Source organism: Liquorilactobacillus sp., from assembly GCF_047719775.1.
Lineage (GTDB): Bacteria > Bacillota > Bacilli > Lactobacillales > Lactobacillaceae > Liquorilactobacillus.
Genome location: NZ_JBDNTS010000007.1, coordinates 1 through 17,453 on the forward strand (window position 1 = coordinate 1; position 17,453 = coordinate 17,453).

The 17,453-nt window shown below is 35.8% G+C and carries 16 protein-coding genes, 5 tRNA genes, 1 riboswitch and 1 other annotated feature; of the genes, 16 read left to right on the forward strand and 5 right to left on the reverse strand.

The window, feature by feature from the left end; genetic code table 11:
* The first annotated feature begins 65 nt into the window (after positions 1–65).
* From ABF682_RS05060 to ABF682_RS05100, 9 genes are all read left to right on the forward strand, one after another.
* Positions 66–136 (forward strand) — tRNA-Gly (locus ABF682_RS05060).
* 15 nt (positions 137–151) lie between these two features.
* A tRNA-Ser gene (locus ABF682_RS05065) sits at positions 152–239 on the forward strand.
* A 6-nt stretch (positions 240–245) separates the two neighbouring features.
* Positions 246–317, forward strand: a tRNA-Glu gene (locus ABF682_RS05070).
* A gap of 9 nt (positions 318–326) precedes the next feature.
* Positions 327–400, forward strand: a tRNA-Met gene (locus ABF682_RS05075).
* A 13-nt stretch (positions 401–413) separates the two neighbouring features.
* A tRNA-Asp gene (locus ABF682_RS05080) sits at positions 414–487 on the forward strand.
* Between the two features lie 117 nt (positions 488–604).
* A riboswitch (SMK box riboswitch) is annotated at positions 605–689 on the forward strand.
* Complete coding sequence (metK, locus tag ABF682_RS05085; protein ID WP_415619179.1) at positions 687–1,877, forward strand: methionine adenosyltransferase; 1,191 nt, start codon at positions 687–689, stop codon at positions 1,875–1,877. It overlaps the preceding riboswitch by 3 nt.
* A 50-nt stretch (positions 1,878–1,927) precedes the next feature.
* Positions 1,928–2,148: a binding site (T-box leader), on the forward strand.
* Between the two features lie 65 nt (positions 2,149–2,213).
* The gene (gene leuS / locus ABF682_RS05090; protein WP_289977686.1) at positions 2,214–4,628 is read left to right on the forward strand and encodes a leucine--tRNA ligase; all 2,415 of its coding nucleotides are present in this window, start codon (positions 2,214–2,216) and stop codon (positions 4,626–4,628) included.
* Between the two features lie 297 nt (positions 4,629–4,925).
* On the forward strand, positions 4,926–6,602 hold the full coding sequence (locus ABF682_RS05095; protein ID WP_415619180.1) for a putative polysaccharide biosynthesis protein: 1,677 nt from the start codon (positions 4,926–4,928) through the stop codon (positions 6,600–6,602).
* Between the two features lie 11 nt (positions 6,603–6,613).
* Positions 6,614–7,336, forward strand: coding sequence for a pseudouridine synthase (locus tag ABF682_RS05100; RefSeq protein WP_415619181.1), 723 nt, complete (start codon positions 6,614–6,616; stop codon positions 7,334–7,336).
* A gap of 115 nt (positions 7,337–7,451) precedes the next feature.
* On the opposite strand, the gene ABF682_RS05105 is transcribed toward ABF682_RS05100, so the two are convergent.
* On the reverse strand, positions 7,452–8,297 hold the full coding sequence (locus ABF682_RS05105) for an NAD(P)H-hydrate dehydratase (protein ID WP_289977678.1): 846 nt from the start codon (positions 8,295–8,297) through the stop codon (positions 7,452–7,454).
* Between the two features lie 133 nt (positions 8,298–8,430).
* On the opposite strand from ABF682_RS05105, the gene pepV reads away from it, so the two are divergent.
* From pepV to ABF682_RS05120, 3 genes are all read left to right on the forward strand, one after another.
* Positions 8,431–9,831, forward strand: coding sequence for a dipeptidase PepV (pepV, locus tag ABF682_RS05110; RefSeq protein ID WP_415619182.1), 1,401 nt, complete (start codon positions 8,431–8,433; stop codon positions 9,829–9,831).
* Positions 9,832–9,990: 159 nt separating this feature from the next.
* The gene (locus ABF682_RS05115) at positions 9,991–10,236 is read left to right on the forward strand and encodes a hypothetical protein (RefSeq protein ID WP_289977676.1); all 246 of its coding nucleotides are present in this window, start codon (positions 9,991–9,993) and stop codon (positions 10,234–10,236) included.
* Between the two features lie 82 nt (positions 10,237–10,318).
* Positions 10,319–10,600: a hypothetical protein gene (locus tag ABF682_RS05120; RefSeq protein ID WP_289977673.1), complete on the forward strand. Its 282-nt coding sequence runs from the start codon at positions 10,319–10,321 to the stop codon at positions 10,598–10,600.
* Positions 10,601–10,616: 16 nt separating this feature from the next.
* Here the strand turns inward: ABF682_RS05120 and ABF682_RS05125 are convergent, their stop codons facing one another.
* Positions 10,617–11,066 (reverse strand): universal stress protein, encoded by a 450-nt coding sequence (locus tag ABF682_RS05125; RefSeq protein WP_289977670.1) that lies wholly within the window; start codon positions 11,064–11,066, stop codon positions 10,617–10,619.
* Positions 11,067–11,297: 231 nt separating this feature from the next.
* Between ABF682_RS05125 and ABF682_RS05130 the strand changes: the two genes are divergently transcribed.
* Positions 11,298–12,248, forward strand: a complete 951-nt coding sequence (locus ABF682_RS05130) for an alpha/beta hydrolase fold domain-containing protein (RefSeq protein WP_415619235.1) — start codon at positions 11,298–11,300, stop codon at positions 12,246–12,248.
* A 181-nt stretch (positions 12,249–12,429) separates the two neighbouring features.
* On the opposite strand, the gene ABF682_RS05135 is transcribed toward ABF682_RS05130, so the two are convergent.
* From ABF682_RS05135 to ABF682_RS05145, 3 genes are all read right to left on the reverse strand, one after another.
* Positions 12,430–13,320, reverse strand: a complete 891-nt coding sequence (locus tag ABF682_RS05135; protein ID WP_289977669.1) for a peptidylprolyl isomerase PrsA — start codon at positions 13,318–13,320, stop codon at positions 12,430–12,432.
* Between the two features lie 149 nt (positions 13,321–13,469).
* Positions 13,470–13,772: a hypothetical protein gene (locus ABF682_RS05140; protein WP_289977668.1), complete on the reverse strand. Its 303-nt coding sequence runs from the start codon at positions 13,770–13,772 to the stop codon at positions 13,470–13,472.
* A gap of 3 nt (positions 13,773–13,775) precedes the next feature.
* Positions 13,776–14,204 carry an HIT family protein gene (locus ABF682_RS05145; protein ID WP_415619183.1) on the reverse strand — a complete coding sequence of 143 codons (429 nt, stop codon included), beginning with the start codon at positions 14,202–14,204 and terminating at the stop codon, positions 13,776–13,778.
* Positions 14,205–14,341: 137 nt separating this feature from the next.
* On the opposite strand from ABF682_RS05145, the gene ABF682_RS05150 reads away from it, so the two are divergent.
* From ABF682_RS05150 to ABF682_RS05160, 3 genes are all read left to right on the forward strand, one after another.
* Entirely contained in the window at positions 14,342–15,082 is a 741-nt protein-coding gene (locus ABF682_RS05150; RefSeq protein ID WP_415619184.1) for an ABC transporter ATP-binding protein, read from the forward strand.
* A complete protein-coding gene (locus ABF682_RS05155) occupies positions 15,075–16,280 on the forward strand; it encodes an ABC transporter permease (RefSeq protein WP_415619185.1) in 1,206 nt (401 codons plus the stop codon). The genes ABF682_RS05150 and ABF682_RS05155 overlap by 8 nt, the downstream gene beginning before the upstream one ends.
* A gap of 64 nt (positions 16,281–16,344) precedes the next feature.
* Positions 16,345–17,139 (forward strand): phosphotransferase family protein, encoded by a 795-nt coding sequence (locus tag ABF682_RS05160; RefSeq protein WP_289977661.1) that lies wholly within the window; start codon positions 16,345–16,347, stop codon positions 17,137–17,139.
* Positions 17,140–17,453 lie beyond the last annotated feature (314 nt).

A 17,453-nucleotide genomic window follows, 5' to 3' on the forward strand; every position in this document is an offset into this window, starting at 1 on the left:
GTAGAGCAATGGATTGAAGCTCCATGTGTCGGCAGTTCGATTCTGTCCCGCGCCATAAGATTTATGCGGGTGTAGTTTAGTGGTAAAACCACAGCCTTCCAAGCTGTTGTCGCGAGTTCGATTCTCGTCACCCGCTTATTAATTTTTTCATGGAGAAGTACTCAAGTGGCTGAAGAGGCGCCCCTGCTAAGGGTGTAGGTCGCGAAAGCGGCGCGAGGGTTCAAATCCCTCCTTCTCCGTTTTTTGACCCGTTGGTCAAGTGGTTAAGACACCGCCCTTTCACGGCGGTATCATGGGTTCAAATCCCGTACGGGTCATTTTAATATCGCGGGATGGAGCAGTCTGGTAGCTCGTCGGGCTCATAACCCGAAGGTCGTAGGTTCAAATCCTGCTCCCGCAATTTTGTTTGTTATGGTCCTATGGTGTAGGGGTTTATCACGCCTGCCTGTCACGCAGGAGATCGTCGGTTCGAATCCGTCTAGGACCGTAGATAATGGTTTAAGTATAAGTAAAGTGAAGTCTTCCTTTTAAGGAGGATTTTTTATTTTTTTTGAGTAGCTATTGAAACAAAGCGGCCGCTAAATTAATAATTGTGATAAAATAGTATTGTTACAGCGTATTCCCGAGAGGATTCAGTAATGTGAAGCTGCCTTGTAACCAAAAAATATTGTAATGGGGGAATTATTGTGTCAGAAAGACATTTATTTACATCAGAATCAGTTTCAGAAGGGCATCCTGATAAGATAGCCGATCAGATAAGTGATGCGATCTTAGATGCTTTGTTAGAAAAAGATCCAAATTCACGTGTTGCTTGTGAAACAACAGTCACGACAGGATTAGTAGTTGTTGTAGGAGAGGTCTCAACAGATGCTTATATTGATATTCAGAAGGTTGTCCGTGGAACTATTAAGAAAATTGGATATACCGGTGGGAAATATGGCTTTGATGGTGACAATTGTGCGGTTATGACTGCGATAGACGAACAATCACCTGATATCGCACAAGGTGTTGATTCATCATTAGAAACACGAAATGGTGATGTTGATCCGCTAGATCAGATTGGTGCGGGTGACCAAGGTATGATGTTTGGGTATGCTATTGATGAAACGCCAGAGCTAATGCCGCTTCCTATTGCATTAAGTCACCGATTAATGCGCAAAATTGCAGAAATTCGTAAAAACGGAACTTTAGATTACTTGGGGCCAGATGCGAAGGCACAAGTGACAGTGGAGTATGATGAAAAAAATACACCCGTGCGAGTTGACACAGTCGTCGTTTCAACACAACATTCTGAAGATGTAAACTTAAAAACAATTCGAGCAGATATAATTGAGAAAGTAATAAAGGCAGTTATTCCAGCTGAATTACTTGATGATGAAACAAAATATTTTGTTAATCCTACTGGCCGCTTTGTTATTGGTGGCCCCCAAGGTGATGCTGGTCTGACTGGCCGTAAGATTATTGTGGATACTTACGGTGGATATGCTCATCATGGTGGTGGTGCGTTTTCAGGTAAAGATGCTACCAAAGTTGACCGTTCCGCTAGTTATGCGGCACGATATATTGCAAAAAATATTGTAGCAGCTAAGATTGCTTCACAAGTTGAAGTTCAACTGGCATATGCTATTGGTGTTGCTCAACCAGTTTCGGTATCTGTGAATACTTATGGAACTTCAAAAGTAGAAGATAAGGTTCTTGTCAAAGCAATTAGAGAAATTTTTGACTTACGGCCTGCAGGTATTATTGAAATGCTGAATTTAAAACGTCCAATTTATGAACAGACGGCAGCATACGGTCACTTTGGTCGTACAGATATTGATTTGCCTTGGGAAAAAACAGATAAAGTAGACGAATTAAAAACTAAATTAAATATTTGACATAGATCTGCCTTGCTTTTTATTTTTTTTTTTGTTATATTTGACTAAATATAATTGTGTTGAAAAGGATTAGTAGTTATTTTTCTTGTTTAAGAGAGTGCGTGGGTGGTGTTAACGTATACTTGATAAATAATGAACTCGCCTTTGAGTTTCTTGTTGAATAGAATTTATTTTTTTGTAGGCAAGGACGGTATTTTCCGTTATGAAATTAAGTGTCGGCATTTTTAGTTGTCGGAAAATAGGTGGTACCGCGATTGCATTCGTCCTATACAGAACTCTGTTTGAGTTTGTATGGGGCTTTTTGTTTTAAAAAAATGAAGAAGGATGGTTTTCAAATTGACATATAATCATAAAGAAATTGAAAAAAAATGGCAACACTATTGGGAAGAACATAAGACCTTTAAGACAACAGAAGATGAATCTAAGCCTAATTATTATGCATTAGATATGTTTCCTTATCCCTCTGGACAGGGACTGCATGTAGGACATCCTGAAGGGTATACAGCAACAGATATCATTGCCAGAATGAAAAGAATGCAAGGATTTAATGTTCTTCATCCAATGGGATGGGATGCTTTTGGGCTGCCAGCAGAACAATATGCATTAAATACAGGACATTCACCAAAGGAATTCACAAAAGAAAATATTAATAATTTCAGAAGACAAATCAAATCATTGGGTCTATCTTACGATTGGGAACGCGAAATTAATACTACAGATCCTTCATATTACAAATGGACACAATGGATTTTTGAAAAGCTGTATGAAAAAGGACTAGCTTATGAAGATGAAGTGGCTGTTAACTGGAGTCCCGATCTGGGAACAGTAGTCGCTAATGAAGAAGTAATTGATGGGAAGACTGAACGTGGAGGATTCCCAGTAATTCGTAAACCCATGAGACAGTGGGTCTTAAGAATCACAGCGTATGCTGACCGGTTGATTGAAGATTTAAACGATCTTGACTGGCCAGAAAATATTAAGGAGCAACAACGTAATTGGATTGGACGATCAATTGGAGCAAGTATCAAGTTTAAATTTGCAGGATTTACTGACAAGAAGATCGAAGTTTTCTCAACTAGACCAGATACCATTTTTGGTGCTTCTGCGATGGTGCTGGCTCCAGAATTAGAAATAGTCGAAGAAATAACGACACCAGAGCAAAAAGATGCTGTTGATGCCTATATCGAAGAAATTGCTCATAAATCTGATTTAGAGAGAACTGATTTGGCAAAGGATAAAACAGGAGTCTTTACGGGTGCTTACGTAATTAACCCGGTAAATGGGGAAAAAATCCAGGTTTGGATTGCCGATTATGTTTTGGCTTCGTACGGAACAGGTGCGGTCATGGTTGTTCCAGCGCATGATGATCGTGATTATGAATTTGCTTCTAAATTCCAATTGCCGATTATACCTGTAATTGAAGGTGGAGATGTTTCAAAAGAAGTATATACAGGCGATGGAATCCATATAAATTCAGGCTTTTTAAATGGACTAGATAAGAAACAAGCTATTGCTAAAATTATTGAATGGTTGCGTGAAGAAAAAGTTGGAGATAAAAAGGTAAATTATCGCTTACGTGATTGGTTATTCTCACGGCAACGTTACTGGGGAGAACCAATTCCTGTTATTCATTGGGAAGACGGGGAAACAACGCTTGTTCCTGAGGATAAGCTACCTTTACGCTTACCTAAGGCTACTGATATTAAGCCATCAGGGACAGGAGAAAGCCCCTTAGCCAATTTGGATGAATGGATAAATGTGGTTGATAAAAATGGACGAAAGGGGAAGCGCGAAACAAATACTATGCCTCAATGGGCAGGAAGTTCATGGTATTTCTTGCGCTATATTGATCCACATAATCAAGGGAGAATTGCAGATCCTGTTAAATTAAAAAAATGGCTGCCGGTTGATCTATATGTGGGTGGTGCCGAACATGCTGTACTACACTTACTCTATGCACGCTTTTGGCATAAATTCTTGTATGATATTGGTGTAGTCCCGACAAAGGAACCGTTCCATAAGTTAATTAACCAAGGAATGATATTAGGTGATAACCATGAGAAAATGTCGAAGTCAAAAGGGAATGTTGTAAACCCTGATGATATTGTTACTGAGTATGGAGCAGATACCTTAAGACTTTATGAAATGTTCATGGGTCCATTAGATGCATCTATTGCTTGGAGTACAGAAGGGTTGAACGGTGCAAACAAGTTTATTAATAGAATTTGGCGATTGATTGTTGATGAAAATAGTCATTTAAGAGACCGTGTTACAACATTAAATGATGGTAATCTTGATTTTATTTATAACCAGACTGTAAAAAAAGTTACAGAAGATTATGCAGCTCTTCATTTTAATACTGCAATTTCACAATTAATGGTTTTTGTGAACGAAGCATATAAAGCTGAGGCACTTCCATTAAATTATGTTGAAGGCTTTGTCAAAATGATTTCACCAATCACACCACATATTGCAGAAGAATTGTGGACAAAGTTTGGACATGTTGGTTCAATCACATATGAGAAATGGCCAACGTTTGATGAGGATAAACTAGTTGAGGATACGGTTGAAGTTGTCTTACAAGTAAACGGTAAGGTTCGGCAGCATTTGAAAGTGTCAAAACAGATTTCAAAGGAAGATTTGAAAAAAATAGCATTGGACGATGAAAAAATAAAACAAGAAATTGCCGGAAAAGATATAATGCGAGTAATCGTGGTTCCTGGTAAATTAGTAAATATTGTTGTGAAGTAATACTAGGATTAGGGGCTGGGTCAAAAGTTAAATTTTGACTCAGTTTTTTATTTATTCCAGATAAACGTGTTTCATAAGTCAAAACTCTGCGGCTAACTTCTAATTCCTCATAGCAAAATACTAATTATGTTTGTAATTTAGAGTTAATGCTTAAATTTTCTCGACTTTCTAGTACACTCCTTTTTTATTGGAATATTTGAGTTAGTTGATATTTACTAAATTATTATAACCAACATTGCAACTCTATCAAAATCAGTATAAAATAACAGAGTGATTTAGGAAAAGGTAGGAAAATACATGGCAAATAGGTCACTTGATGAATCGGGGTATTCTAAGACCGAGAGTGAGAAAATTCTAAAGAAAAAAAATGAAACTGCAAAGGCAAAAATGTTACGTGGCTCTGCCTGGATGACAATGGGAAGTATTTTCTCTAGAATATTAGGAGCGCTTTATATCATTCCATGGTATGCATGGTTTGGGAAAGATAATTTGGCGGCCAATAACTTATATACTCAAGGATATACTGTGTATAGTGTTTTTTTAATGATCTCAATTGCAGGTATTCCATCTGCTGTCTCCAAGCAAATATCTAATTATAACGGGCAAAATGAATATGCTTTAGGCCAGCGGTTGTACAAGAAATTATTACTGATAATGTTGGGACTGGGTATTATCTCTGCTATTGCAATGTGGTTTGTTGCCCCATTTTTGTCACAAAACGATAAGAATGTTATTCCAGTGTATCGTTCACTTGCAATTGCACTGACAATTATTCCAACAATGAGTTTAACTAGAGGATTTTTTCAAGGATATCAGGATATGTTTCCGTCTGCAATGTCGCAGTTAGTAGAACAAATTGCACGAATTATATATATGCTGGGGACCACCTTTATAATTATGAAAGTTATTCATGGAAAATATGTTTCCGGAGTTGTTCAATCAACATTTGCTGCTTTTATAGGTGCAATTGCTGGTTTACTGTTTCTAGCATGGTTTTATTTTAAGAAGAAAGATGAGTTTGCAACATTAGCTAGACAGAGTGCAAATAAATTGAATATTTCTGATACACAGGTCATTAAGACTTTATTGTTGGAGGCGATTCCTTTTGTTGTTATCAGTGTTTCAACCACTGTTTATAATCTAATTGATCAATTTACTTTTAAACAAGTGATGTTGCGCTTTACTGACTACAGAGTAACCGTGATTAATGATCTCTATACAATTTTTGCAGGTAATTCGAACAAGTTAATAATGATTATTATCTCATTGGCTTCTGCAATGTCTGCTACAGCAATTCCACTGCTTGCACAAGCATATTCAAAACACAAGAGAGAACAAACTGCGACTCAATTAGCTGATGCAATTGAACTATTCTTTTTTGTGATGTTGCCTTGTTCTTTAGGAATGGCCGCAGTTGCCAAACCCTTGTATATCATTTTTTATCAATATAATTTTACTGGGGTATATGTCTTAAGTTTCTCTGCATATGTTGCACTACCAATTGGTTTGTTTATGGTCTTAGCCTCATTACTACAAGGTGTTTACCAGAATATGCAGGCAATTAAATTCTTCTTAATTGGATTAGTAATTAAGCTAGTATTGCAAGTTCCACTGATATTACTTTTTCATCCGTTTGGACCGCTGATGGCAACGGGAATAGGGATGACAGTTTCAAGTTGTCTGATGCTTAGATATTTTTATTACAATCTGCAAGTTAATCTAGGTAAAGTTATTGGAAGATTTAATCAATTACTGCTTTTCTCATTAATAGTGTTTGTTGTGGCATTAGGTGTAATTCAGCTAAGTGATCTTTTCTTGAATCTACAATACCGAATAACTGCCTTTGTAGTGTTAATTGTTGCTGTCTTAACTGGTGGATTGACCTACGTATATTTATCATTGAAAACAAGGGTAGCTGATAAGATAGTAGGAAATCGGGCTGCTGTACTAAGATCAAAGTTGAGAATAAAGTGAGGAAGTAAAAGATGAGACTTGATAAATTTATTGCTGACTCGAAAGGATTGACACGTTCGCAGGCAAAAATACCTATCAAAGATGGTTTAGTTAGTGTAAACCAAAAGATTGTTAAGCAAACAAAACATCAAGTTGATTTGAATTTTGATGTTGTCCAATTAAACGGGATAACAGTAATATATCAAGAATATAGATATTATATGATGAATAAACCTAAGAATGTAGTTTCGGCGACTAGTGATGTTCTTGAGAAAACAGTTATAGATTTGACTGCAAAGGTAAATCAAAAAGGTTTGTTTCCAGTAGGAAGGTTAGATAAAGATACAACTGGGTTATTGTTTTTGACAAATGATGGTATGTTGGGGCACAAATTGTTAGCACCTAGAAAGCATGTCACTAAAGTTTATCGCGCTTTGATTGCTGGTGAGGTTACAGAGGAAATTGTTCAAACCTTTGCCAGTGGAATTACATTAAAAAATGGTGAAACGACAAAACCTGCGCTATTAAAAATTTTAGCTATTAATAGGCAGAAAAATGAAACGAAAATAGAAATAAGTATTGTTGAAGGTAAGTATCATCAAATTAAGCGGATGTTTGGAGCGGTTTCAATGAGGGTCCAAGAATTAAAAAGGGTCCAAATGGGTGGCTTAAAACTTGATGAAGGGCTTAAACTTGGGGAATATCGTGAATTGACACCTGATGAATTGAGTTGCTTAATTAGGAATATTAATTAATTTTACTAAAATAAAGTGGGGCTGGGTCAAAAGTTAAATTTTGATTCAGTCCCCATTTTCTTTCTTGTATAGTCCAAAACAAATTAGTCATGCAGTCCTTTACCGCTTTTATTTATTACGAGACAGCCCAACGTTTCATAAATGATTGAATTTCTGCAATAATATCGGTGGGCAAAACAACATATTTTGTTGTACTAATTTCATCAGCAATTGCGCTGTGAGCATAAAGCGCGGCATCAACAACATATTCATAATTTTTAAATTTGAATTGTGCAAGAAAACCTGCAATTATACCTGCAAGTGTATCACCCATACCACCAGTTGCCATGTACGGTCCACCAATTGCCAGTTGTGAAATAGACCCATCTCTATGATAGATTGTTGTATGATATTTTTTTAGAACAACGGTAGCCTGTAATTGCTGCTGATACAGCGTATTTTTGATATCATCCTGCTCAGAAATCTTAATTCCACTTAAACGTTGCCACTCCATTTGATGTGGTGTAAGAATCGGATGCAATTCTTTAAGAAGGGGCAGAAATTCATGATGATCGGCAATCATTGTAATTGCAGACCCATCAATAATTAACTTTTGTTGAAGTGTCATATGTTGCAAGACAGTTTGTAAAATTTTCAGTGAATTTTCATTGGTTCCAAGACCAGGTCCAACAAGAATCACATCTGAATTTGTCAATGCATCAATTAGTTTGTATTCAGAATCGAAGGGAATGAACATTGCTTCTGGAACAATAGTGTGAAGTGCTGTTAAGTTATCAAGCGAAGTAGCACAAGTTGCCAGCCCAGCACCGCTGTGAATAATTGCTGAAGTTGCCATGATTATTGCACCACCAAATTGGCTGTTGCCGCCAACCGTTAACACACGACCATAATTACCTTTATGGCTTTTAACTGGTCTAGTAGTAATAATCTGATTTAAAATATTTTTACTAAGTACATGCATAACCCAATCCTCCTTGAAAAGAAAGTTCGTTCTTATTATACAGCAAATCTTTTTTTTGTTTGCAGTATTTAGTAATAATATCTGGATATCATGTGATAATATTATTGTATGACACGTATTAAGGAGGAGAAGCATGCAGATTGAATGGCAAAAAGAAATCAGTCAAAGAAAAGATGCATTATTAGCAGACTTAACCGAAATGCTAAAAATTGAGAGTGTGAGAAATGAGAAACTGGGGTCAAAAAATGCCCCCTTTGGTCCTGGGCCACGCGCAGCGCTAGACAAGTTTTTAGAAATTGGAAAACGTGATGGTTTTGCAGTACTTAATGTGGACGGAATTGCAGGACACCTTGAATATGGTACCGGTATTGAGACTATGGGAATTCTTGCTCATGTTGATGTGATGCCAGCTGGAAAAGGGTGGGATACTGACCCCTTTGAGCCCATAATTAAGGATGGAAAATTATTTGCACGAGGTTCTTCAGATGATAAGGGACCAGGGATGGCCGCGTATTATGGTTTGAAGCTTATCAAGGAATTAGGATTACCAACAAGTAAAAAAGTTCGCATGATTATTGGGACGGATGAAGAAAGCGGTTGGAGATGTATGACACATTACTTTGAGAAAATGCCGCTTCCAGATTTCGGATTTTCGCCGGATGCTTTCTTTCCTTTGATTAATGGTGAGAAAGGAAATGTTAGCTTTAATGTTGATTTTCAAGGTGGAAATGGTGCAGGGGCAAAACTTTTGGATTTTTCTGCAGGGTTACGTGAAAATATGGTGCCACGTGATGCGATTGCACACATCAGTGGAATTGAACTAAAAGAAATTAAAGAATTACTTACTGAATTTGCGGACGATAAGCCAATTGAAGTTGAAGCGTTAGAACAAAATGAAAGAATTGAAATATCAGTTATTGGTAGGGCAGCACATGCCCAAGAACCAAAAAATGGTGAAAATGCGGGAACATATCTAGCACTATTTTTAAAACAGATCGAATTAGGATCAGGTGCTGAACAATTTATTGATTTTGCGGCTGACTATCTACATGAAGATTCACGAATGGATAATTTTGGACTACATTTTTCTGATAAAACCATGGGTGATTTAACAATGAATGCTGGAATTTTTAATTTTGCAGCTGCGCAAGGTGGACGTGTGACGTTAAACTTTCGTTTTCCAAAAGGAATTGGTGCAAGTCAAATTGAAGAAGCACTGGCTAAAGTCGCGACAAAGGTGAACGCACAGGTTAACACGACTGGTAAATTACAAGAACCACATTATGTCTCAATTGAGGATCCATTAGTTAAGACTTTGTTGGGTGTTTATGAACGTCAGACAGGTAATAAGGGTTACGGAATGGTTGTTGGCGGCGGTACTTACGGGCGCTTAATGAAACGAGGAGTTGCATTTGGTGCAATGTTCCCAGGAACGCCAGACACAATGCATCAGGCAAATGAGTATATGCTGATTGAGGATATATTAAAAGCAGCTGCAATATACGCCGAAGCAATTTATGAATTAATAAAATAAAAGTTTTTTTGAATTAGCTTTTACTGGTAAGTGTAGAATCTTGAATTTTTTGATAAAAAGTAAAGGATGCAACCAGTAGTGAGGGTTTTAATATTTGGTTGACCTTTGAATTACCAATAAATAAGGGGTAGACTTAAGTTATACAAAGGGGGATTTGGTATGCAAAAAGAATTTATGCATGAAATTGAAGCGAATGTTTTAGATGAAGATAATACAACGAAGACCTTTTCTGTACCTAGCAAGAGAGAGAATTTAGTAATTAGAGTGGATAAGGAAGTCATTTCTAAGTTGGAAAATGATTCAAAGTTTGAAAGAATGTTAAAGAATTTGCTTAAAATGAGTTCGAAAAATACAAAAAAAGAGATAATAAACATAACCAAACGTAATTATCGAATTTTTCTTTAATAATTATGTATGTCCTATGATTTTTATCCTATAGTGGCTATGATTAATTAAGTCAAATTGTAGTTTCAAAAGGAGGATATTAATGTTTTTGACAACGGGAGAAATAAATCGTGCATATATGGTTGTAGGGATTGTTAATGCGACAGTAAAAAGAACCTTAACACCAGATGAGATTGATGATGTTGATAATTTTGACGATTTATATGAAAAAGTTAAGACAAAATTGATTGAACATACGGTCGCTAGAGATGGTGATGGGATCATTGCTGTACATTTTAACCCAGAAATAGTCAGTGTAGGTATCGGTCCCAAATATATGGTTTTACACGGCTATGGAACAGCAATTAGTTTTCCAAAAAAATGATTTGAGCAAGTCGGTATTAATGAATTGTTAAAATATCGCAGCTTGCATATTTACTCACATAGGTATAGACAGAGCCAGTCAGGACTCTATGAAGATGATTGAACTGCGGCTGTCCAAGAACGATTAGATCATTGCGGTATTCTTCAAGAAAACTGTCACAAATTATTTTTCGTGGATCCCCAAAGCGAATATGCGAGTGAATTTGGTACATGGACGAACCTTCATCCAAAAATTTTTGGATGAGATTCGCCATTTTTTTTTCATAAATTTCTGCTAAATCTTTTCTTTGCTGCGGTGACATTTCAGGTTGAAAATTACCAAAAGCAAGCAATGTATCGTCAATGACATAGAGAATATCAAGTTGAATATTATGGACTCGTGCATAGCTGACAGTTCCATTGAGTGCATTTATTGAGTTATTACTCCATGAAATAGGACATAAAATTCGTTGATAATTGTTAGACATAAAAGTACACTTCCTCTTACTATTATATTGAACATTCAATCTGAAGATAAGCATATCATATTTGTAAGAGCATATCTCTATCTTAAAAGATATGGTTACAAATAGTTAAATAGAAAGTTTGATATAACGGGGTTGAATCAGAATTAAATTTAAAAAGTAGACTAAATAATAAAGTTTGTGCTAGCCTAAGCATGTACAATAATGAATTTTTTAGGAGATGAGACTGTGGCTATGAAGAAAGTGTTACTTACAACTTTAGCGGCATCGGCTGCATATTTGAAGTATCAGAGTGTAAAACAAAAGCGTAGTATGCAAAGCTTAGTGGTCGAACAGGGACTAAGAAGTTTTTTGCGGGGACCAGATCCCAGAAGAGCTTTGGACTTTGAGAAGTTTAATCATATTAATTCTGAGGTATATAGTATTCCCAGAAAAGTTCATGATCAGCTTGATTTTAAATGGCTTGATATTGGAATGCAAGTTTTGAAGAGAGATAGTATTGTAAAACCGGAAAAGAAAATTATTTTTTATTTGCATGGCGGAGCATACTGGTATCAACCATTCGCTCTACAATATCATTTTATAGCCAAGTTGGCTGATCGGGTAGGAGCGAGTGTTGTTATGCCAATATATCCCAAAGCACCCGCATACGATGTTAATGATGCTTTGTCTATGGTTATGAAAAGTTACCAAGAATTACTTGCTATTAGTGGTGTTGCAGCAGAAAATGTTATATTGCTTGGTGATTCTGCGGGGGGCGGCCTAGCTGTGTCATTGGTAGAACAATTAAGGAATGCACAGATTGATCTTCCAAGCCAGGTTATCCTGCTTTCACCATGGTTGGATGTTTCCTTGGAAAATGCAAAAATTGCAAAGATTGCAAGGAAAGATCCGATTTTAAAGTTAGAAGAATTACGATTTGAAGGAAAATATTATGCTGGGAGCGAAAGCTTAAAAAGTCCACTTGTTAGTCCTATTTACGGTGATTTAGCAGATTTACCGCCAATAACCATTTTTGGTGGTACAAATGATATTTTGTATCCGGATATGGAGCTTTTTACAGAAAAGGCACAGCAAAGTGTAAAGTTAATCACATACGAAGGCATGTTCCATGTATTTCCAATCTTCCCATTACCAGAGTCTAAAAGAGCATTTGAACAAATTGTGGATATTATTGGATTTTAAAATGAGGCGGAAGAATTTGAGTATTAGCCCGAAATTATAGACATAGCGAGTAATTAGTAATTTGTTATGAGTAATTCGAAGTTAGACTTATGAAACACTTTTATTAGTAATAAATAGAGGACTTAAGCCAAAATGTAAATTTTGATTTAAGTCCTCTATTTGTATTAAACTATTTTGGTGTCTAGTTGCTTGAACTTGATGAGCTTGAACTACTTGATAAGTAACTTGAAAGAATATCCTTTAAATCGCTATCCTTAATTGAAACATTTCCTTTTTTAAGAACTTTACCAATAACTTTTTGGAGAAGTGTCGAATCATTCATATCGCTATCAATAATTTGTGTCTTAAGTTCACTAATATGTGAACTCATCTTACCCTTAGCAGGTTTCTTAATTGACTTGATAACATGATAACCATAGCTTGTCTTAACCGGTGTTGTTGTGTATTCACCTTGTTTCAGAGCGAAAGCAGCTTTTTTAAAGGCAGAAGCTAGGGAAGTATCAGTGTTATTAAACGCAGATAATTTTCCACCCTTATTTTTGGTAGCAGTATCGGTTGAATATTGCTTAGCAAGTTTCGTAAAGTTTCCACCTGCCTGTAATTTCTGGATAACTTCTTCAGCAGTGGCTTTCTTAGCTACTAAGATATGAGCGACTGTCGTTTCTGTTTCATAACTCTTCCACTGGGTCTTTAATTGTTTTTGAGTAATAGTTGTATTATCTTTTACTGCTTCACGAAGCAATAAATTTGAACGCAGTTGCTTTTTGAAAGTAGCTTTGGTCAAGCTATTTTGTGAAAGCACTGAAGAAAATGAAGAGCCGTATTGATTTGCATACGTATTGTATTGCGCATTGACTTGTTTGGTTGAAACCTTGCTACCATATTGTTTTTCAAGAACCTTGTCAAGAATCATCTGTTGTAAAATTTGTTTACCTGATGATGTTTTTTTCATACTGTCATAATATGCACTTTCAGTAATTTTACCGCCGGAAGTGGTTGCAACTGTCTTAGAACAAGCAACCAAGCTGACAGTCATAAGAATACCTGCTAGTGCAAGAAACCATTTTTTCATTATAAAATACACATCCATTCGTTTATTTTGCTTGTATTAAGATACAAATCAACGTTACTAACTATAACACAATAGTTAATGATGTTGAAAGAAAAGATAAAATTTACAAAAAAATTCATCATTTATTCAATTTGTTTTATAAGTAGCTACTATTTCATATTTTTTGCTTGAATTTGCGAAATGTTATCAAGATTATTCTGAATTTTGAATTGATATTCAGAAACGAGAGTAGATATTTCATCGATTGTTTGCTGTGAGCTAGGTAGCTCATTAGTAAGCTTTTCAACATTTTCCATCAGTTTAATATATGCTTTTTTTACGTTATTGGCTGATTCAGATAATTCTTTTGCTTTTTCATTACCAGAAAGAGTAGTTTTTTTCCGAGATAAGTATGCGATTGCTGAGATAATTCCAAGTGCTCCTAAAGATATTAGAACTCTTTTTCCGCTCATGGGTTAATCCTCCATGTTCTTATGAATAAGATTGGCAATTTCCTGCAGTTTGGCTGAAGAATATTCTCCAGAATTATCTTTAAAAGTCATTGCAAATGAATCGGTAGCAGCAAATCTCGGGATGAAATGAAAGTGTGAGTGGAAAACTGATTGATATGCAATTGCTCCATTATTGTTCACAATATTAAGGCCTGAGATTTTTGGATTGCTTTTTTTAATGGCACGTGCAATCATGGGTATTTTTGTTAAAACTTTTTGAGCTAGAGATTCATCATACTCGAAAATATTAGTAATATGTTTTTTTGGTATTAATAGAGTGTGACCTGGTGTAGTTTGCGAAATATCTAAAAATACTTTAATATCATCGTCTTCATATACAGAAATACTTGGAATTGTACCAGCAATAATCTTACAAAAAATGCAATCGTTCATTTAAAAGAACCTTCTTTCAACTTATATTTATTTTAGTATATAATAACACACACCGATGAAGGAAACTTTAACATGATTTGCTGTTCGATGTTTATGTTATAATTTTCAATAATTGAAGTGAAAGGAATTACAAATCTATGACTTTAAAAATAAATAGACTCGTGGGCGGATATTCGCGGATACCAGTGTTAAAAGATATTTCATTTGCAGTTAATTCAGGTCAATTAGTCGGATTAATAGGGTTGAATGGTGCTGGTAAGTCAACGACAATTAATCATATTATTGGATTGCTTGAGCCACAAAAGGGCAGCATCACAATTGATAACGTCGAGTTAAAAGATGATTCCAAAGTATATAAAGGAAAGCTGGCCTATATGCCAGAAATGCCGGTTTTATATCAGGAGCTGACTTTAAAGGAACATTTAGAATTGACTATTATGGCTTACAATTTAGAGCCAACGCATACTTGGAAAAGGGCAACCGAACTTCTAAAAGTTTTTCGTCTAGATAATAAATTGGATTGGTTTCCAGCAAATTTTTCAAAAGGAATGCGGCAAAAGGTTATGATTGTGTGTGCTTTTATGACAGAAGCACAAGTTTATGTAATTGATGAACCGTTTTTAGGACTAGATCCGTTGGCAACCCGAGATTTATTGAACTTGGTCGATGCTGAGAAAAAAAGGGGTGCAGCTATTTTAATGTCTACACATGTACTCAGCACGGCACAAGAATATTGCGATTATTTTGTCTTGCTTCACCAAGGTAAGATTAGAGCTCAAGGTAGTCTTGCAGAACTAAGAGGAATCTTCAACGACAATAAGGCATCATTGACGGATATTTATCTTGGAATGACGCAGGATGGAAATGCCAATGAATGAAATATGGAATAGAAGATTAAAAAAATATCAAAGCATGCTATTGCGTTATGCAAAATATGTTTTTAATGATCACTTTGTCTTAGCATTACTATTTTTTGCTGGAGGGGTGGGACTTTCATACTCGAATTTTGTAAAAGGTTTACCCGAAAGGCCTTTTTGGTGGGAGCAGCCCACGCTCATCATAATTCTTTTCTTGATAATACATATTGGTAAACTAGTAAGTTTGCTGGAGGAGGCAGACAAGGTCTTTCTTTTACCCAAAGATTATCAAATGAAAGATTATTTTAAGCTGGTTTTAAAACATTCGACGCTCGTATCTTGTGTGATACAGGTAATATTCTTGATAATATTAGCTCCATTTATTATACGTGGTTTACAGTGGAATCTTACGATGTGGGGTATTTTGCTAGTCGTACAATGTTTGTTGAAGGTAAGTTATTTACTTTTTTTGGCAGTAAGGGTCTATAACACTGCTTTAAAGAAATTCTCACAGCAATGCTATTTTCAGTTAACCTTGATAGCTATCTTAGCAATTGGACTGTATCTAAATCTTGTACTCAGTTTGATTTTGTCACTGGGTTTGGTAGTAATAATTAAGCATTCCTTTGACAAGTCAGCACAGCAGCACATTTTCAAATGGAATGAGACAATTAAGTCCGAAAAAGAACGAGTGATGACCTTATATCGCTTTATAAATATGTTTACGGATGTTCCACAAATAGTTGGACAAACTAAGCGACATAAAATCTTTGACTTTCTGTTGCACGGTACATCTAAAAATGTTTATCTTTTCCTGTATAGTAGGAGCTTCATTAGGCAGAGTGGTTTTAGTGGACTCTTCTTACGCCTATTATTTCTAGCAAGTATCATTGTTTTTTTCTCGCCGAATTATCTATTTAGTTTGTTTATAATTTGTATCTGTCTCTATCTGATAGGAGTGCAATTATTTGGCTTATATTTCATTTTCGAAGATAATGTTTTCACCCATATTTATCCAATTGATGAAAATCAAAAAAAATCTGCTTTCAAGAAGTTATTGGGCAAAGTCTTGCTGCTTGCATGGTTAATATTGAATATTATTGCAGTAGCAACACCTCTTTTTGAGGTAAAGTATTTGCTGATTCCGGCTGTTTCTTTAGGTGAAATATATTTGATAACAGGTAGTTTTTTGAGGAGCTATATCAAAAAAAATACTTGACACTTGTGGTATGAATTTGTATCCTTGTTTAAGGATTATGGACTTGTAGAGGAGACTTGCCAATATGGATTTCAGATTGGATGATGGTTGGCAGATTCATCCGCTTGGGGGTAATACTGGAACTGCCTATATGGGTGTTAAAGAGCAGGAAAAGTTATTTATAAAGAGAAATACTTCACCTTTTCTTGCTGCATTATCGTTGGAAGAAATCACACCAAGATTGGTATGGACGAAGCACATTTCAACGGGTGATACGCTTACCGCACAAGAATGGCTAAATGGCAGATGTCTTTCTAAAGAGGAAATGGGACAGGAAAATGTTGCAAGACTGTTGAGCAGAGTTCATCGGTCTAAAATTCTTAGAAAGATGTTGTGTCAGGTAGGTGGAAGGTATGTTTTTCCTGAAGAAATACTCAGTAACTATTTTCGAGGATTGAGTTTAGAATTAAGAGCTCATCCCTTGCTTAAAAGAGTTGCAAACCAATTGCGGACACATCAGCCAAAGCTAGATCATAGAGAATTTAAGGTTTCACATGGCGATTTGAATCATAAGAATTGGTTATTGTCGGATAGAGACAGATTATATTTGGTTGATTGGGAATCGGCAAGATTAGCAGACAGTGCACTGGATATTAGCATGTTAATGTGTCAATATGTCCCACGCGCGGAGTGGAAACAATGGTTAGCCGAGAAGTATGAAATTTCAATCACGGCGGGGTTGAAACAAAGAATTAGTTGGTACTACATGGTTAATTTGCTTCTTTCTGTAAAGGATGAGCATCAGCGTGGTCGTTTTTTTGAAATGAACCGAGACATATTGAAGTTAGCAGCCTTTTTTGAAAATCAAGATTTTATTTAAATCGAAAAAGCATAATTAGATGGTGAACATGTTGAGCAAAAATGTGTCTCGTAAGTCGATAGAATTTAAGTATTAATGATGAACTTAAATGGTAGATTTTGACTTATGTTACACATTTAGATGGAATCAATAATGGGACTGGATCAAAATTTAACTTTTGACCCAGTTTCTCTATTTATTTCGTATAAACGTGTTTCATAAGTCAAAATTCTCCGTCTAACTTCGAATTACTCATAGCAAAGTGCCTGCTATGTTCGTAATTTCGAGTTAGTACTCAAATTTTCCCGACTTATAGCACACCCCCTTTGTTTGAG